This is a genomic window from Streptomyces sp. 4N124 (assembly GCF_052245395.1).
Classification (GTDB): Bacteria; Actinomycetota; Actinomycetes; order Streptomycetales; family Streptomycetaceae; genus Streptomyces.
Genome location: NZ_JBQQBS010000056.1, coordinates 32,526 through 48,270, shown reverse-complemented (window position 1 = coordinate 48,270; position 15,745 = coordinate 32,526). Strand labels below are relative to the sequence as shown.

At 69.8% G+C, this 15,745-nt stretch carries 14 protein-coding genes; 8 read left to right on the top strand and 6 right to left on the bottom strand.

Annotated elements, in window-relative coordinates; all coding sequences use genetic code 11:
- Nucleotides 1-4: 4 nt before the first annotated feature.
- Nucleotides 5-823, bottom strand: coding sequence for a DeoR/GlpR family DNA-binding transcription regulator (locus ACTWQO_RS38415; protein WP_443242008.1), 819 nt, complete (start codon nucleotides 821-823; stop codon nucleotides 5-7).
- A 190-nt stretch (nucleotides 824-1,013) separates the two neighbouring features.
- Here ACTWQO_RS38415 and ACTWQO_RS38410 point away from each other — a divergent pair, with 190 nt between their 5' ends.
- The 3 genes from ACTWQO_RS38410 to ACTWQO_RS38400 all read left to right on the top strand — a co-directional run bounded on the left by ACTWQO_RS38410 (nucleotide 1,014) and on the right by ACTWQO_RS38400 (nucleotide 4,010).
- The gene (locus ACTWQO_RS38410; protein WP_443242007.1) at nucleotides 1,014-2,447 is read left to right on the top strand and encodes an FGGY-family carbohydrate kinase; all 1,434 of its coding nucleotides are present in this window, start codon (nucleotides 1,014-1,016) and stop codon (nucleotides 2,445-2,447) included.
- Between the two features lie 141 nt (nucleotides 2,448-2,588).
- Nucleotides 2,589-3,218: a histidine phosphatase family protein gene (locus ACTWQO_RS38405; RefSeq protein WP_443242006.1), complete on the top strand. Its 630-nt coding sequence runs from the start codon at nucleotides 2,589-2,591 to the stop codon at nucleotides 3,216-3,218.
- Nucleotides 3,219-3,230: 12 nt separating this feature from the next.
- The gene (locus ACTWQO_RS38400; RefSeq protein WP_443242005.1) at nucleotides 3,231-4,010 is read left to right on the top strand and encodes an SAM-dependent methyltransferase; all 780 of its coding nucleotides are present in this window, start codon (nucleotides 3,231-3,233) and stop codon (nucleotides 4,008-4,010) included.
- A 116-nt stretch (nucleotides 4,011-4,126) separates the two neighbouring features.
- Here ACTWQO_RS38400 and ACTWQO_RS38395 read toward each other — a convergent pair whose 3' ends face one another.
- Nucleotides 4,127-4,768 (bottom strand): superoxide dismutase, encoded by a 642-nt coding sequence (locus ACTWQO_RS38395; RefSeq protein ID WP_443242004.1) that lies wholly within the window; start codon nucleotides 4,766-4,768, stop codon nucleotides 4,127-4,129.
- A gap of 100 nt (nucleotides 4,769-4,868) precedes the next feature.
- Nucleotides 4,869-6,245, bottom strand: a complete 1,377-nt coding sequence (locus tag ACTWQO_RS38390; RefSeq protein WP_443242003.1) for an amino acid permease — start codon at nucleotides 6,243-6,245, stop codon at nucleotides 4,869-4,871.
- Nucleotides 6,246-6,530: 285 nt separating this feature from the next.
- On the opposite strand from ACTWQO_RS38390, the gene ACTWQO_RS38385 reads away from it, so the two are divergent.
- Nucleotides 6,531-7,115 carry a biotin transporter BioY gene (locus ACTWQO_RS38385; protein WP_301981037.1) on the top strand — a complete coding sequence of 195 codons (585 nt, stop codon included), beginning with the start codon at nucleotides 6,531-6,533 and terminating at the stop codon, nucleotides 7,113-7,115.
- Nucleotides 7,116-7,196: 81 nt separating this feature from the next.
- On the opposite strand, the gene ACTWQO_RS38380 is transcribed toward ACTWQO_RS38385, so the two are convergent.
- Nucleotides 7,197-7,922, bottom strand: a complete 726-nt coding sequence (locus ACTWQO_RS38380; RefSeq protein ID WP_443242002.1) for an LPXTG cell wall anchor domain-containing protein — start codon at nucleotides 7,920-7,922, stop codon at nucleotides 7,197-7,199.
- A 239-nt stretch (nucleotides 7,923-8,161) separates the two neighbouring features.
- Between ACTWQO_RS38380 and ACTWQO_RS38375 the strand changes: the two genes are divergently transcribed.
- Complete coding sequence (locus tag ACTWQO_RS38375) at nucleotides 8,162-10,060, top strand: serine/threonine-protein kinase (RefSeq protein WP_443242001.1); 1,899 nt, start codon at nucleotides 8,162-8,164, stop codon at nucleotides 10,058-10,060.
- Nucleotides 10,061-10,112: 52 nt separating this feature from the next.
- Here the strand turns inward: ACTWQO_RS38375 and ACTWQO_RS38370 are convergent, their stop codons facing one another.
- Nucleotides 10,113-11,546, bottom strand: a complete 1,434-nt coding sequence (locus ACTWQO_RS38370) for an amino acid permease (protein WP_443242000.1) — start codon at nucleotides 11,544-11,546, stop codon at nucleotides 10,113-10,115.
- 216 nt (nucleotides 11,547-11,762) lie between these two features.
- Between ACTWQO_RS38370 and ACTWQO_RS38365 the strand changes: the two genes are divergently transcribed.
- Together ACTWQO_RS38365 and ACTWQO_RS38360 are read left to right on the top strand one after the other, a co-directional pair.
- On the top strand, nucleotides 11,763-12,248 hold the full coding sequence (locus tag ACTWQO_RS38365; RefSeq protein WP_443241999.1) for a ribose-5-phosphate isomerase: 486 nt from the start codon (nucleotides 11,763-11,765) through the stop codon (nucleotides 12,246-12,248).
- 67 nt (nucleotides 12,249-12,315) lie between these two features.
- On the top strand, nucleotides 12,316-13,134 hold the full coding sequence (locus ACTWQO_RS38360; protein WP_443241998.1) for an Fpg/Nei family DNA glycosylase: 819 nt from the start codon (nucleotides 12,316-12,318) through the stop codon (nucleotides 13,132-13,134).
- Between the two features lie 7 nt (nucleotides 13,135-13,141).
- Here ACTWQO_RS38360 and ACTWQO_RS38355 read toward each other — a convergent pair whose 3' ends face one another.
- Complete coding sequence (locus tag ACTWQO_RS38355; RefSeq protein WP_443241997.1) at nucleotides 13,142-14,395, bottom strand: GNAT family N-acetyltransferase; 1,254 nt, start codon at nucleotides 14,393-14,395, stop codon at nucleotides 13,142-13,144.
- 162 nt (nucleotides 14,396-14,557) lie between these two features.
- Between ACTWQO_RS38355 and ACTWQO_RS38350 the strand changes: the two genes are divergently transcribed.
- A complete protein-coding gene (locus tag ACTWQO_RS38350; protein WP_443241996.1) occupies nucleotides 14,558-15,739 on the top strand; it encodes a PP2C family protein-serine/threonine phosphatase in 1,182 nt (393 codons plus the stop codon).
- Nucleotides 15,740-15,745: the final 6 nt, after the last annotated feature.

The window sequence follows — 15,745 nt, the reverse complement described above, 5'->3', positions numbered from 1 at the left end:
CAGTTCACGCGGCTCCGGCTGGGTCATGGTCGCTGCCCTTCGTCGCGCAGACCTCGTAAGGGACCTTGTGCTCGTCCAGGTCCCGCAGCGCCTCGGCCGACGCCCCGTCGTCGACGAGGAGCAGATCGAAGCGGGAGAGCGGGGCGACCCGGTGCAGGGCGACCCGGGCGAGCTTGGTGTGGTCGATCAGCAGGACGTTCCGCGCGGCCGAGTCGAGCATCGCCCGCTTCACGGACACGATGTGCTGTTCCTGGTGGTAGGCGTAGCCCCCGTGCACGGCCGACGTGGACGCGAAGCAGACGTCGACGCGGAGCGACTGCACCGCCTCCACGCAGGACACGCCGAGGAAGGAGGAGTGCAGCGGATCGTAGTCGCCGCCGAGCGCCATCAGGTGGATGCCGCGCTGGTCGGCGAGGAGGTTGATGGCCTCCAGGAAGTTGGTGACGACCGTCAGCGGGGTCACCTCGCCGAGCCGCAGCCTGCGGGCTATCTCCAAGGTGGAGGTGGAGTCGTCGAGCATGATCGCCATACCCGGCTCTATCGACTTCATCGCGTGCTCGGCGACCGCTGCCTTCTCCGCCCGCATGGTCTTCAGCCGGTACTGCACATTCGACTCGAACACCCCGGACGGCTGCGCGGTCACGCCACCTCTGAACTTCCGTACGATCCCCTGCCGTTCGAGCTCGTCCAGATCCCGGTGGATGGTCATCAGGCTGACCCCGAAGCGCTCGGCCAGTTCGGCGGCCGTCGCCGAGCCGTCGGCCAGGACCTGCTCCGCCATGGCGGCCTGGCGGGCCGCGGGCCCCTGCTGTGCGTTGCTCATCGCCCGATCCTTCGTCCGCGCTCGCGCGACCGCAACGTCGTATGCGAGGTCGATACCCGTCTTGCAGGGTTAACACGTCGAATCGACTCGTTAACAGAGGGTGGAACGGCGTAAGGGGGGCGTCAATCCCTCGCGCAGGTGGAAACCTCGGTGCAGAGTGAGAAGTTCACGGCCAGGTATGGGAGGTCCGATGGAGTCATGGCTCGGGATCGACCTGGGGACGCAGGGCGTCCGGGCGCTGCTCGTCGCCGCGGACGGCACGGTCCTGGGCAGGGGGACGGCCCCGCTGACCGGTCGGCGTGACGGCGTACTGCACGAGCAGGATCCGGGGGAGTGGTGGGACGCGGTGTGCGCGGCGTCGCAGGCCGCGCTGCCCCGGCACGCACAGCTCCGCGGGGTCGCGGTGTGCGGGACGTCCGGGACGGTACTGCTGACCGACATCTCAGGGGAGCCGATCAGCCCGGCCCTGATGTACGACGACGGGCGGGCGGGGGAGCAGGGGGCGAAGGCCCGGGCGGCGGGACTGTCCGTGCAGGACACCTGGGCACTGCCGAAGGCACGGTGGCTGGCGGAGACGTACGGGCCCGGACGGCTCACCCACCAGCCCGACGTGATCACCGCGCGGCTCGTGGGCCGGCGGGTGCCGGCCGACTCCAGTCATGCGCTGAAGACGGCGTACGACGTGGAGCGCGACGCCTGGCCGGACATCCTCGGCCTGCCGGACGGGGCGCTGCCCGACGTCGTACCGCCCGGCACCCGGCTCGGCGAGGTCTGCGTGGCCGCCGCCGAGGCCACCGGCATCCCCGCCGGCACCCCGGTGATCGCCGGGATGACCGACGGCTGCGCGGCCCAGATCGCCTCCGGCGCGCTGCGCGAGGGCTCCTGGAACTCGGTGCTCGGCACCACGCTGGTGCTGAAGGGCGCCACCTCGCACCCCGTCCGGGACCCGGCCGGCGTCGTCTACAACCACCGTGCGCCGGACGGGGGGTGGCTGCCCGGCGGGGCGTCCAGCGTGGGCGCGGGCGTGCTCACCGCCGCGTTCTCGGGTGCCGACCCGGCCGCCATGGACGCACAGGCGGCGGCCTTCGAACCGTCCGGTGCGGTCACCTACCCGCTGGCGGCGCCGGGCGAACGCTTCCCGTTCCTGGCCCCGGACGCCACCGCCGTCGTCCTCGGCGAACCCAGCTGCGACGCCGACCTGTGGGCCGCGCTGCTCCAGGGCGTCGCCTTCACCGAGCGCCTCTGCCTGGACTACCTGCACCACCTGGGCGCCCCGCTCGACGGCACCCTCACCTTCACCGGCGGCGCCGCGCGCAGCCCGTACTGGAACCAGTTGCGCGCCGACGTCCTGGGCCGCACGGCCCGAGTACCGGAACAGACAGAACCGGCGCTGGGCATGGCCGCGTTGGCGGCATACGGCACCGGAGGCGGCACCTCACTCGCCGGCACAGCCGAACAGATGGTCCGCATCCGCACCATCGTCGACCCCCGCCCCGACCGCACGGTCCTCTTCGCCGAGCCGTACGCCCGCCTGGTCGACGAGTTGGAGGCGCGCGGCTGGCTGCCGACACAGGTCGCGTCACACGCCCGCGCGCGGCTCACGATGGATACGGCCGAGCCATGAGGTTCGCGGTGGGTGCTGCCGGGCGATGGGGCTCGCGATGGATACGGCCGGGCCATGAGGCTCGCGGTGGGTGCTGCCGGGCGATGAGGCTCACTGTGGATAACGCCGAACCATGACGCTCACCAGGGATACTGCCGGAGCATGAGCACCACCACTACCCTCCTCCTGGTCCGCCACGGTCAGACCGTCTGGCACGCCGAGAACCGTTACGCCGGAGTCAGCGACATCGCCCTGACCGACACGGGTCGCGCCCAGGCCGAGGCGCTGGGCCGCTGGGCGGCGGTCCATCCGGTCGACGCGATCTGGACCTCGCCCCTCTCCCGTGCCGTCGCCACCGCCGACCCGGCCTGCCGGGCCCTCGGTCTCACCCCGCTCCGCGAACCCGGCCTGCGCGAATGCGACTTCGGCGTGCTGGAGGGCCGTACGCTCGCGGAGTTCGCGGCCGAGGACCGGGCCGCGGCGGAGGCGTTCCGCACCGACCCGGCAGCGAACCCCTTCCCCGAGGCCGAGGACCCGACCGCCGCCGCGGCCCGCGGCACGGCAGCCCTCCGCCGCATCGCCGCCGCCCACCCGAGCGAGCGCGTCCTCGTGGTCGCGCACAACACCCTGCTCCGCCTGGTGCTGTGCAGCCTGCTGTCCATCTCACTGAGCGAATACCGCCGCGTCTTCCCGAAACTCCACAACACGGCGCTCACCGAACTCCGCATGAACACCGACGGCTCCGCGGCCCTGATCTCCCTCAATGTGCCGTGCGAACCCGAACTGACGTAGCACTATGGCCACATGATGGAGATCGACACCTCGGTACCGCACTCGGCCAGGATCTGGAACTACTGGCTGGGCGGCAAGGACAACTACCCCGTGGACGAGGCGGCGGGCGACGCGTACACCGCCGTCTTCCCCGGCATCGTCACCATCGCGCGCAGCAGCCGCGCCTTCCTGGGCCGCAGCATCCGGTATCTGGTGACGGAGGCGGGCGTACGCCAGTTCCTCGACGTCGGCACCGGCCTGCCCACCGTCGACAACACCCATGAGGTCGCCCAGCGCCTCGCCCCCGAGTCGAAGATCGTCTACGTCGACAACGACCCGCTGGTCCTGGCCCACGCCCGGGCCCTGCTCACCTCCACCCCCGAGGGCGTGACGGCGTACGAGGACATGAGCCTGTACGTGCCGGAGAAGATCCTTGAGGCGGCCTCGCGCACCCTCGACCTCTCCCGTCCCACGGTCCTGATCCTCAGCGGCATCCTCGGCCACGTCGCCGACTACGACCAGGCCCGCGAGCTGGTCCGCCGCCTGCTGGCCGGCCTGCCCTCCGGCAGCTACCTCTGCCTCAACGAGGGCTCCCGGGGCACCGACCCGGACTACGAGAACGCGCAGGACGCCTACAACGAGACCGGCGCCGTCCCGTACTTCCTGCGCCCCATCGACAAGATCGAGGCGTTCTTCGAGGGCCTGGAACTGGTGGAGCCGGGCATCGTCTCCGTCCCGCTGTGGCGCCCCGAGCCGTCCGGCGAGGAGCCCCGCCCGATCGGTCAGCACGGCGGTGTGGGCCGTAAGCCCTGACGCCCTCCCTCCAATGGGAAGCCCTCGCGAGTCAGGTCCTCGCGAGGGCTTCCTTCTTTCCGCCTGCCGTTCGTGAAAGGTGAGAAGACGATCACGAGGCAGGGCGCTCGGGGGCCTCAGGGGGCCAGCAGCAGCACATCCGTGCGGGACTTGGCGGCCGCGTAACGCCGGGCCACGTCCTGCCAGCTGACGACCTGCCACATGGCCTCGATGAAGTCCACCTTCTGGTTCCGGTACTGCAGATAGAAGGCGTGCTCCCAGGCGTCGAAGACCAGGATCGGCGTGGCGCCCTGCCCGACGTTGCCCTGGTGGTCGTAGACCTGCTCCACGATCAGCCGCCCACTCAGCGGCTCGTACGCCAGCACACCCCAGCCCGAACCCTGCGTGGTCGCGGCGGCCTTGGACAACTGCGCCTTGAAGTTCCCGAAGGACCCGAAGGACTCGGCGATCGCGTCCGCGAGCTCGCCCACACCGTCGGCGGCAAGCGGCTCGCCACCCCCGTCACCGGTCATGTTGTGCCAGTAAATGCTGTGCAGGATGTGCCCGGAGAGATGAAACGCCAGGTTCTTCTCCAGCCCGTTGATCGAGCCCCACGACTCTTTGTCCCGCGCCTCCGCCAACTGCTCCAGCGTGTCGTTGGCGCCCTTCACATAGGCCGCGTGGTGCTTGTCGTGGTGCAGCTCGATGATCTCGGGGCTGATGACGGGGGCGAGCGCGGAGTAGTCGTAGGGCAGTTCCGGGAGTGTGTAGACGGGCATGAAGGGTCCCCTCAGGCTTGTTGCAAGTAGCTTGCAATAACAAGCTAGCAGCAAGAAGCCCCCGGGATCACCCGGGGGCTTTGGTGCCGTCGCAGGGGCGTCAGCGCTTGGCGCGCACCCTCTGCCACCCATACCCGACCCCCGCCAGCACCAGCGTCATCGCGCCCGTCGAGTACAGCTGGACCCGGGTGTCGGGCTCGCGGGCCATCAGGGTGAAGATCGCTGCCATGCCGGCGAGGGCTACCCAGGTGAGGGTCGGGAAGGCCCACATGCGGACCACCAGCTTTTCCGGGGTCTCGCGTTCCAGGCGGTGGCGGAGGCGGAGTTGGGACGTGGCGATGAAGATCCAGACGACCAGGATGACCGCGCCGATCATGTTCAGGAGCCAGGAGAAGACGTCGTCGGGGCGCCAGTAGCTGAGGAGGACGCAGCCGAAGCCGAAGAGGGAGGAGGTGAGTACGGCGGTCCGGGGCACGCCCGAGGAGACCTTGCCGAGTGCCTTCGGGCCCTGGCCGCGTTCGACGAGCGAGTAGGCGATGCGGGAGGCGCCGTAGATGTTGGCGTTCATCGCCGACAGGAGGGCGACGAGGACCACCACGTTCATGAGTTGGCCCGCGCCGCGGATGCCGAGTTCGTCGAGGGCGGCGACGTACGGGCCCTTCTCGACGACCTCCTTGGAGTCCCAGGGGACCAGGGTGACGATGACGGCCATGGAGCCGATGTAGAAGAGGGCGATGCGCCACATCGCCGTGCGGACCGCGCTCGCCACGCCCCGGACGGGGTTCTCGGACTCGGCCGCGGCGATCGTCACCGTCTCCAGTCCGCCGTATGCGAAGACGGACGCGAGCAGGCCGATGACCAGGCCCTCGCCGCCGTTGGGGAGGAAGTCGGTGAGGTGGGCGGCGCCGGGGGAGTCCGTGCCGGGCAGGACGCCGGTGATCGCCAGCACGCCCAGGGCCAGGAACAGCGTGATCGCGCCGACCTTCAGCGCGGCGAACCAGAACTCGAACTCGCCGAAGTTCTTCACGGCGGCCAGGTTCGTGCCGCAGAAGACCACCATGAAGAGGGCGACCCAGGCCCACTCCGGTGTGCCGGGCAGCCAGCCCGTCATGATCTTCGCCGCGCCGATGCCCTCCAGGCCCACGGCCGTGCAGAGCAGCACCCAGAAGGACCAGCCGGCCGTGAAGCCCGCCCAGGGGCCGATCGCGCGCTCGGCGTGCGCGGAGAAGGAGCCCGAGGAGGGATACGCGGCCGACATCTCGCCCAGCATCCGCATCACCAGCATCACGAGGATGCCGGAGAGGGCGTAGGCGACGACGATCGAGGGTCCGGCGGCGGCGATACCGGCGCCGGAGCCCACGAACAGGCCCGCGCCGATGACACCGCCGAGGGCGATCATCGACAGGTGGCGCTGCTTCAGGCCGTGGGAGAGGGAGACGTCCGCCTCGGGCGGCGTCTCGACGGTGGTGCTGGGCATGGGCGCGGCTCGTCCAATGCGTGAGGGGGCGCGACCTCAGGAGTGTAAAGGGGAGCGGCAGGCTCCGGATTGGCCAGACCCTACAGTGCCCGGCTCCGCCCTCCTCGGTGACCTACACGGCCCTACCTCAGTGACCCGTATCACGCCGGGTCACGTGTAACCGGCACTCTTTGTCAGGAGCCCACCACAGCCGCGCTCCGGCCTTTGTCGAGCGGTGACGGTGCTGCGCTCAGGTGCCCTGGGTTAGCGTCACGGTGTCCCGAACCGCCCTCACTCGGAGTCCCCATGAGCACCGCTGCCGTCGCCGCCCCCGCCCGCACCGGGCAGGTCCTCGCCGACCTCCTCCCCGCCTCCCGCGTCCGGGACGCCGCGCTCGTGCTGGGCGGCGCCGCGCTCACCGGCCTCGCCGCCCAGCTCGCCGTGCCGGTGCCCGGTTCCCCGGTGCCGGTGACCGGCCAGACCTTCGCCGCGCTGCTGGTCGGCACGAGCCTCGGCGCCGGGCGCGGCCTGCTCTCGCTCGTCGTGTACGCGCTGGCCGGCCTTGCCGGTGTGCCGTGGTTCGCGAACGGGGCGTCCGGGGTCTCCGTCTCCTTCGGCTACATCATCGGGATGATGCTGGCGGCCACCGTCGTCGGCGCCCTGGCCCGCCGCGGCGCCGACCGCTCCGTCCTGCGCATGGCGGGCGCGATGCTGCTCGGTGAGGCGATCATCTACGCGATCGGCGTGCCGTATCTCGCCTTCGCCGCCGACATGTCCGCGTCCGCGGCGATCGCGGCCGGCCTGACGCCGTTCCTGATCGGCGACGCCCTCAAGGCGGCTCTGGCGATGGGTTTGCTGCCGACCGCCTGGAAGTTCGTCAACAAGCGCTGAGCGACCGGCTGTTGTGAGCCGACAGCACAAAGGGACCGGGGTGCGGCACTCTGCCGCACCCCGGTCCCTTTGCGCTGAGGCTCAGGTCTCGCGCCTCCGCTGCGACCACCACAGCCCGGCCGCGCCGGCCGTGATCAGCGCCGCGCCCGCCGCGCCGAGCGGCAGGACGTCCCGTCCGGGACCCGTCTTCGGCAGCTCGTCGCTCCCCGGCGCCACCGGCGTGTTGTCGGTGCCGAGCAGCAGCGGGGTGGCCGGGGCATCCGGTGACGGGTTCGTCGTACCGAACGGCACCGGGCCCTGTTGCCAGAATGTCTTGCTTCCGTCACTGTTCTGCACGGGCAGACAGATCTTTCCGGTTTTCTCTCCGGTCTGACTCACGTCGTACGTCGCATCGACGTCGTACGACTTGGAATCACCGGCCGCGAGATTGTCGATCGGGCAGGTGTAACCGCTGTTCGAGCCCTCGGGAAGATCGCCCTCCGCAATCGGCGAACACCCCTGGACGCTCTTTACAGTCAGGCCGTCGAAGCCAACGACCCAGAGCCTGATTTTGCCGCTGTCCTTGGTCCCCTCGTTCTTCACCGTGGCGGTCATCGCCGTTTCCTGTGAACTGTTGTCGACCGAGATCTCCTCGGGCAGCAGTGTGGTCAGCTTGACATCAGCCGGCGCCTCGTCAACGGCCTTTCCCCCCTTGCTGCTTCCGGGCCCCTGGTCATCCGCACTGGCGGTGGCGGAAAGGATCATCACCGTCGAGAGAGATGCCGCAACCAGCGATCCCGCGATGGTCGTCATACGACGAGAACTCATCTTCGTCCCCCTTGCCTGCGCCTGAATTCGCAGTACTTGAAGAGCTACCACAAGATTTCTCCGCACTATGCTGGTGCGGCCTGAAGTGTGACCATTGTGTTTCAGACGAGGAGTAGTTGAGGGGGTGCAGCGGATTGCCGGGGAATACGGAAAGCACGGGAAACACGAGGAGCGGCGGGGTTCCTGGGTTACTGGTGACGGGGCGCTACCGATTGGTCGAAAGTATTGGACAGGGGGGTATGGGGCGGGTGTGGCGAGCCGCCGATGAAATACTCGATCGTCAGGTCGCCGTGAAGGAAATGCGCATCGACGGCCTCGACGCCGAGGACGCGCGCACCCGCCGCGAACGCACCCTGCGCGAGGCCAGGGCCACCGCCCGGATCGACCACCCCAACGTCGTGCGGGTCTATGACGTGGTCGACGAGGGCGAACGCCTGTGGATCGTCATGGAGTTGGTCGCCGGCCGCTCCCTGGAACGGATCATGGCCGAGGACGGGCCGCTCGGACAGCACGAGGCGGCACGGATCGGGCTCGGCCTGGTGGAGGCGCTGCGCCAGGTGCACGCACGCGGCGTGCTGCACCGCGACATCAAACCCGGGAACGTCCTGGTCGAGAGCGGCGGACAGCGCGTCGTCCTCACCGACTTCGGCATCGCCGCGATCCAGGACGCCAAGGCGCTCACCATGGTCGGCATGCTGGTCGGCTCGCCCGACTACATGGCCCCCGAGCGCGTCTCCGGCCGCCCGCAGGGCCCGCCGTCCGACATCTGGTCCCTCGGCGCGACACTCTGCGCGGCGATGGGCGGCCGCTCCCCCTTCTCCCGCGACACCACCCTGGCCACACTGCACGCGGTGTTGTACGAGGAGCCCGAAATCCCCTCCTCCGCAGGCACGTTGGCCACGATCCTGGCCGCCCTCCTGGAGAAGGAGCCGTCGGTCCGGCCGGGCCTGGACGACCTGGAGTCCACGCTGCGTTCGGCCGCCGCGGCGAGGGACACCGGCGCCGCACCGGAAGCCGTAGAAGCAGAAGAGGTAGAGAAGGAGGAAGCGGCGCACACGCGCGCGGAACCGGAGCCACAGGACGCTCCGCAGCCGCAGGACGCGCAGCCGCAGCAGCCGGAGTCACCCACTCCGGCCCTCATCGAGCCCCACCGCATCCCCGCACCGCGCGACCCCAGGCAGTCGCAACCCGAACCCGTCGAGGACGCGAAACCTCCTCAGTCCCAGGTCCACCCCCAGCCACAACGACCCGCCGACACCCACGACTTGGGCCGCAGCCGCACCTCTGTCCCCGCCTCCAACCCCGCCCCCGCCCCCACTCCCGCATCCGCCTCCACCGAAGCCGCCTCCGAGTTGCGCTCGGAGACGCGCTCCGAGACCCCGTCCGCCAACTCGGCGGCACGCGGCAGGACCGGTGTCTCCTTCGTACGCTCCGAAGCGGCGACGCGGGAGCACAGCCCGCCGTACGCCGCCCAGCCGGTCGCGATGCCGCCCGGCGAACTCCCGGGCCCCGCCGTCCCGGCCGGACCCGCCCCCCGGCGCGGACGCCGTCGTACGGGCCTGCTGGCGGCCGTGGCAGCGGTCACCGCCGGTGCCGTGATCGCGGTCGTCCTGATGCTGAACTCCGGGTCGCCGGACGACAAGAAGGCGGGAGCGTCCACGCCCCCGAGCGACACCCCCTCGGCCACCGTAGAAGGCACCTCCAGGCCGCAGACCCTGCCGCCGGGTGCCCGGAAGGAAGCGGGCGGATACGCCTGGGTGCCCCCCGACGGCTGGCGGCGGGACACGAAGACCGGCTCGGAGGTGCACTACACGTCCCCCGACGCCAAACAGGAACTCGCCACCAAGTCCTCGCTGGCCCGCGGCGATCTGTTGGAGAACTGGGAGACCTCGGAGCAGAACGCCCGCCGGGGACAGGCGTACCAGAAGATCCGCCTGGAGAAGACGACCTTCCGGGGCTACCCGGCGGTCGTCTGGGAGTACACCTTCACGCTCAAGGGCGTTCCCTGGCACGCCCAGCTGCTGGGCTTCACCGTGGAGGGAAAGACGTACCAGGTCAACACGTGGTACCAGCCGGACATCGAGGCGCCGGCGCTGAAGACGTACAAGAAGGTCAAGGACACCTTCACCGTGCTGTAAAAGCGAGAGGGAGCCCCGCGGGGCTCCCTCAGACTGTGCCGGACTCGGCCGCTCAGACGGTCGTACGCCCGCGGGCCACCTTCTCCTTCACGAAGGCGATGGCCAGGACGACCGCGGCGACCAGCAGCGACAGCAGTACCGTCTTGCGTCCGTCGTGCTCGGTGTCGGTGAGCATGTAGCCGAGGACGAACACGATCAGCGCGGCCGTGGCCCAGGTCAGATACGGGTACAGCCACATCCGGACGACCAGCTTCTCCGGCGCCTCGGCCTGGATGATCTTCCGCATGCGCAGCTGCGAGAAGCAGATGACGAGCCAGACGAACAGCGCCACGGCACCGGACGAGTTGACCAGGAAGAGGAAGACGGAGTCCGGGAACTTGTAGTTGAAGAAGACCGCGACGAAGCCGAAGACGACGGACGCGATGATCGCCGCGAGCGGCACACCACGGCTGGTGGTCTTCGCGAAGGCCTTGGGCGCGTCACCGCGCTGTCCCAGTGAGTAGGCCATCCGGGAGGCCGTGTAGAGGCCGGAGTTGAGGCAGGACAGCACCGAGGTCAGGACGATGAAGTTCATGATCTGACCGGCGTGCGGGATGTCGAGGGAGTTGAGAGCGGCGACGTAGGAACCGTCGTCGGCGATCGACTTGCTGTCCCACGGGAGCAGGGAGACCACGACGAAGATCGAGCCGAGGTAGAAGACGGCGACTCGCCAGATGATGCTGTTGGTGGCCTTGGTGACGGCCTGCTGCGGGTTCTCGGACTCACCGGCGGCGAGCGTGGCGATCTCGCTTCCCATGAAGGAGAAGACGACGAGGAGCACACCGGTGAGGATCGCGCCCGGCCCGTTCGGCAGGAATCCGCCGTGGTCGGTCAGGTTGCTCAGCCCGGCCTGCTCGCTGTCGACGCCCGGCAGCAGCCCGAACACGGCCAGCCCGCCGATGACGATGAACGCGGCGATCGCCACGACCTTGATCCCGGCGAACCAGAACTCGAACTCGCCGTACGACCCGACGGAGACGAGGTTGGTGGCGGTCAGGACCACCATCACGATCAGGGCCCAGGCCCACTGCGGGACGGCGGGTATCCAGCCCTCCAGGATCACCGCACCGGCGGTCGCCTCGACGGCCAGCACGACGACCCAGAAGAACCAGTACAGCCAGCCGATGGAGAAGCCGGCCCAGCGGCCGAGCGCGCGGTCGGCGTGCGCCGAGAACGAGCCCGAGGTCGGGTTGGCCGCCGACATCTCACCGAGCATCCGCATCACCAGCACCACGAGCGTGCCGACGAGGGCGTACGACAGGAGGATGCCGGGTCCGGCGGTGGCGATGCCGGAACTGGAGCCGACGAAGAGTCCGGCTCCGATGACACCGCCGATGGCGATCATCGACAGATGGCGGTTCTTGAGACCTGCCTGGAGGCCGTTACCGGGATCGCCGGTGGCCTCAGGTTCCTTGCTGGCCTTGGAAAGGGTCGGCTGCGAGGTCATGGAGGGGATTTCCTTTGCGCCGGACGAGCAGATTCCCGTGCGAGCGGGGCACGGGGGCGTACGAATCGGTCCAGTGAATCTGAGGCGAACAGATTATTGAACCTTTGATTCCGGATCGTTACTTGAGGTTTCCCTGAGGTTCTGTAGTGTTGCTCACACTTTTCCTGGACCGGCCCCGAGGCTGCCGCCCGGAAACAGCCGTGTCACACTCTCCCCATGCGCGTGTATCTCGGCTCCGACCATGCGGGCTTCGAACTCAAGAACCACCTCGTCGAATGGCTCAAGGCGGCCGGCCACGACCCCGTGGACTGCGGCCCCCACATCTACGACGCCCAGGACGACTACCCGCCCTTCTGCCTCCGCGCCGCCGAGCGCACCGCGGCCGACCCCGACTCCCTCGGCATCGTGATCGGCGGCTCCGGCAACGGCGAGCAGATCGCCGCGAACAAGGTCAAGGGCGTCCGTGCGGCCCTCGCCTGGAGCGAGGAGACGGCGTCGCTCGGCCGGCAGCACAACAACGCCAACGTCGTCGCGGTCGGCGCGCGCATGCACACGACGGAGGAGGCGACCAAGTTCGTCGAGACCTTCCTCGGCACACCGTTCTCGGGCGACGAGCGCCATGCGCGGCGGATCGAGATGCTGCGCGTCTACGAGACGACGGGCGACCTCCCGCCGATCCCGGCGCACCACCCGCAGCAGTAGCAGGTCTTTCGAGTCCCGCCTGTCAGGAGACCGAGACAGGCGGGTGGGTGGGAAAGGATTGCGGGACTTGCCCGAGGGCCACACGATTCACCGGCTGGCGTTGGACTACGCGGACCGCTTCTCCGGCCGTACAACCCAAGTCACCAGCCCCCAGGGCAAGTTCTCCGACGCCGCCGCCCTCCTGACCGGCGGAGCCCTCCGTACCGCCGACGCCCACGGCAAGCACCTCTTCCTCGGCTTCCGGGACGCCGACTGGATCCACATCCACCTCGGCCTCTTCGGCAAGGTCACCTTCGGCGACGCCCCCGCACCCCCGCCGACGGACACCGTCCGCCTCCGCCTCGCGGACAGCACGTCGTACGTCGATCTCCGCGGCCCCACGACCTGCGCCCTGATCACGGACGCCGAGAAGGACGCGATACACGCCCGCCTCGGTCCGGACCCCCTGCGCCCGGACGCCGACCGGGACGTGGCCTACCGGCGTATCTCCCGCAGCCGCAGCACGATCGCCGCGCTCCTCATGGACCAGAAGGTCATCGCCGGCGTCGGCAACGTCTACCGCGCCGAGGTCCTCTTCCGGCACGGCATCGACCCGTACCGCGAAGGCAAGGACATCACCCCGGCCGAGTGGGACGCGATCTGGACCGACCTCGTCGAGCTGATGCGTGAGGGCGTCCGCAACAACCGCATCGACACCGTCCGCCCGGAACACACCCCGGAGGCGATGGGCCGTCCGCCCCGCGTCGACGACCACGGCGGCGAGGTCTACGTGTACCGCAGGGCCACCCTGCCCTGCCACATCTGTGGCGGCGAGATCCGCACCGCCGATCTCGCCGCCCGTAATCTCTTCTGGTGCCCGAACTGCCAGAACTGCCAGCGAAGTTGATCAGCCGTCAGAAACCGTGCGGCAGCCAGGGCGCCACGGTCGACGCGAACGCCACCGACGCCTCCGCCAGCGCCCCTTCCCGCAGCTCCCGCACCCGCCCGGCCGCCCCCAGCGCGCCCAGGGTCACGCCGCCGAGATACGCCGCCCCCAACTCCCGTACGGACAGGGCGAGATCGGCCGAGTCCTCCGTACGCACGCAGGACGCCCCCTTCGCGTCCCCGGTGAGCCGCCAACGCCCCGCGTTCCAGGGGCAGAACGCGTCCTCGACCTCGAACACCACGTCCACCGGGGCCTGATACGTCCGCGCCTCGAGCGCCGCCCCCACATCCACCAACCGCACGTGCAGTGAGTCCCGTACCTGCAGCGAACACCGCCGGATGTCGGACACCATGTACTGCCACGCCTCGTCCAGCGGCCGTCCGCGCGCACTCAGCGTCGAGGTGAGGTCGATGTCGCACAGGAAACGCCACAGCGCCGCATGCGCCGCGGGGTCCACCCCGAAGGCGTCCCGCAACTGCACCGTGCCCTTGGGTCCGGTGATGTCCCACTCGGGCTTCACATGGAAGCGCGCGTACCCGACGACCTCGCCGTCCCGCTCCGCCACCACGCACTGCAGGGGTGACGCACCTTCCCGCTCACTCTCCGGGTCGAGCAGCCCGAGCCGCTCCCAGCCGGGCTGCCGGGCCAGCATTCCCGGCCGCAGCGACACCTCCCGCGCGTACACCGCCTCGCATACGTCGAGCACGTCGGCCGGCGCCGCGTACCGCAGCCGTACGTCATCGGTGCCGGGCGGCACGGACAGCCGTACACGATTGGTGTCGATCTCGACGTTGGCGTGAAATGTCGCGACGCCGTACCCGAACCGCCCGTAGATCTCCGGCTCGGAGGCGGTCAGCACGGCGAGCGGCTCGCCCCAGGAGCGGACGTCGTCCAGCTGCCGCCGCATCATCGACGTCAGCACCCCGCGCCGCCGGTGGGTGGCGGCCACGCTGACCATGGTGACGCCCGCCGCGGGCACCGAGGCGCCGCCGGGCACGGTCAGCCGGAAGGTGAACGCGCCGGCCGTGCCGACGCACTGGTCACCGTCCCAGGCGCCGATCGAACGGTCCAGTTCCGTGAGCGGTTTCCACAGCTCCCGCTCCTCGGCCGACTCCGGGACCCCGCCGAAGGCGCGGATCAGGCCGTCGTAGAAGGTGTCCCACTCGTCCTGCCGCAGCACCCGCAGGTCGGTCATGGCGCCCGTCGCGCTGTCTGTGCCCATGGCCCATGCCTATCAGGGTGTTGCGGGACGGGCGAGGGAATTTTGCCGGGGCGGGGGCGCGACGGGTTTCTGTGAAGTTCACTGTGAAGTCGAGCCTCGGACGGGGGACAAGTGGGACCTCCCGTGCCAAGCGCCTGGTCGGATGGATAGGGTCCCGAACTAATGGCAGCAGGACGAGAGCGGCGCACGGCGGCCGAGACGTTCACGGCCCGGTTGAAGATGCACTGGCACCGGGTCCGCACCGGCCTGCGCAGAAGCGCCGTGGACTACTTCCGCGGCGACGGCTCGGACTGGATCGCGCTGGCCGGACTGCTGCTCACCATCCCGCTGATCGCGATCACCACGCTCGCCAACTCGGTGTGGTGCTCACCGGCCGCGCTGGTCCTTCCCATCGTCGCGGGCGGGCTGCTGCTGCGCCCGGCCAGCCTGCTCGGCCTCTACGCGGCGGCGGCGACCGCGCTGATCGTGGAGTCGGTGCAGCTCGGGCCGTACACGGAAGGGCCGTCCCGGGTCACGCCGGGTGTGGTGCTGGTGGTCGCCGCCTGCGGGTTCTTCGGGCTGCTGATCGCACAGTTCCGCAGCCGGGTCGGCGTGCCCTGGCGGCGCGGCGGCACGATGCTGTTCGACCTGCGGGAACGTATCCGGGTGCAGAGCAAGTTGCCGAAGCTGCCGATGGCGTGGCACCGCGAGATGGCGCTGCGGCCGGCCGGCGGTCAGTCCTTCTCGGGCGACTTCGTGGTGGCCGCCCGCACGAACGGCGGGCGCACGCTCGAAGTCGTCCTCACGGACGTCTCCGGCAAGGGCATGGACGCGGCATCACGGGCACTGCTGCTGTCGGGCGCGTTCGGCGGCCTGCTCGGCAGCCTGCCGCCGCATGCCTTTCTCCCCGCGGCCAACGGCTATCTCCTCCGCCAGGACTGGGACGAGGGCTTCGCCACCTCCATCCACCTCGTCCTCGATCTCGACTCCGGCGACTACGAGCTGTTCTCCGCCGGGCATCCACCGGGGCTCCAGCTCAGCGCGGGCAGCGGACGCTGGGAGGAGAAGGCGGCCGAGGGGCCACTGCTGGGGGTGTACGACGGTGCCCAGTTCGACCCGGTGAAGGGGTCTTTGCGCCCCGGTGACGTGTTGATGCTGTTCACCGACGGTCTGGTGGAAACGTCCGACCGCGACATCGTCGAGGGCATCGACCGTCTCACCGGCGAGGCCGACCGCTATGTCGCCGGCGGATTCCACGGCGCGGCCTGGCATCTCATCGAGGCGGTGGCGAAGGACGTCAACGACGACCGGGCGCTGCTGCTGATCTGCCGCGAGGGGCCGACGGCTCAGGCCCTCGCCCGCTGAGGGATG

Coding starts and splice junctions, on each gene's coding strand:
- ACTWQO_RS38405 (WP_443242006.1), top strand. CDS start 2,589: ATGAGCACCACCACTACCCTCCTCCTGGTCCGCCACGGTCAGACCGTC.
- ACTWQO_RS38395 (WP_443242004.1), bottom strand. CDS start 4,768: ATGCCCGTCTACACACTCCCGGAACTGCCCTACGACTACTCCGCGCTC.
- ACTWQO_RS38410 (WP_443242007.1), top strand. CDS start 1,014: ATGGAGTCATGGCTCGGGATCGACCTGGGGACGCAGGGCGTCCGGGCG.
- ACTWQO_RS38375 (WP_443242001.1), top strand. CDS start 8,162: ATGGGGCGGGTGTGGCGAGCCGCCGATGAAATACTCGATCGTCAGGTC.
- ACTWQO_RS38415 (WP_443242008.1), bottom strand. CDS start 823: ATGAGCAACGCACAGCAGGGGCCCGCGGCCCGCCAGGCCGCCATGGCG.
- ACTWQO_RS38390 (WP_443242003.1), bottom strand. CDS start 6,245: ATGCCCAGCACCACCGTCGAGACGCCGCCCGAGGCGGACGTCTCCCTC.
- ACTWQO_RS38350 (WP_443241996.1), top strand. CDS start 14,558: ATGGCAGCAGGACGAGAGCGGCGCACGGCGGCCGAGACGTTCACGGCC.
- ACTWQO_RS38355 (WP_443241997.1), bottom strand. CDS start 14,395: ATGGGCACAGACAGCGCGACGGGCGCCATGACCGACCTGCGGGTGCTG.
- ACTWQO_RS38365 (WP_443241999.1), top strand. CDS start 11,763: ATGCGCGTGTATCTCGGCTCCGACCATGCGGGCTTCGAACTCAAGAAC.
- ACTWQO_RS38380 (WP_443242002.1), bottom strand. CDS start 7,922: ATGAGTTCTCGTCGTATGACGACCATCGCGGGATCGCTGGTTGCGGCA.
- ACTWQO_RS38385 (WP_301981037.1), top strand. CDS start 6,531: ATGAGCACCGCTGCCGTCGCCGCCCCCGCCCGCACCGGGCAGGTCCTC.
- ACTWQO_RS38400 (WP_443242005.1), top strand. CDS start 3,231: ATGATGGAGATCGACACCTCGGTACCGCACTCGGCCAGGATCTGGAAC.
- ACTWQO_RS38370 (WP_443242000.1), bottom strand. CDS start 11,546: ATGACCTCGCAGCCGACCCTTTCCAAGGCCAGCAAGGAACCTGAGGCC.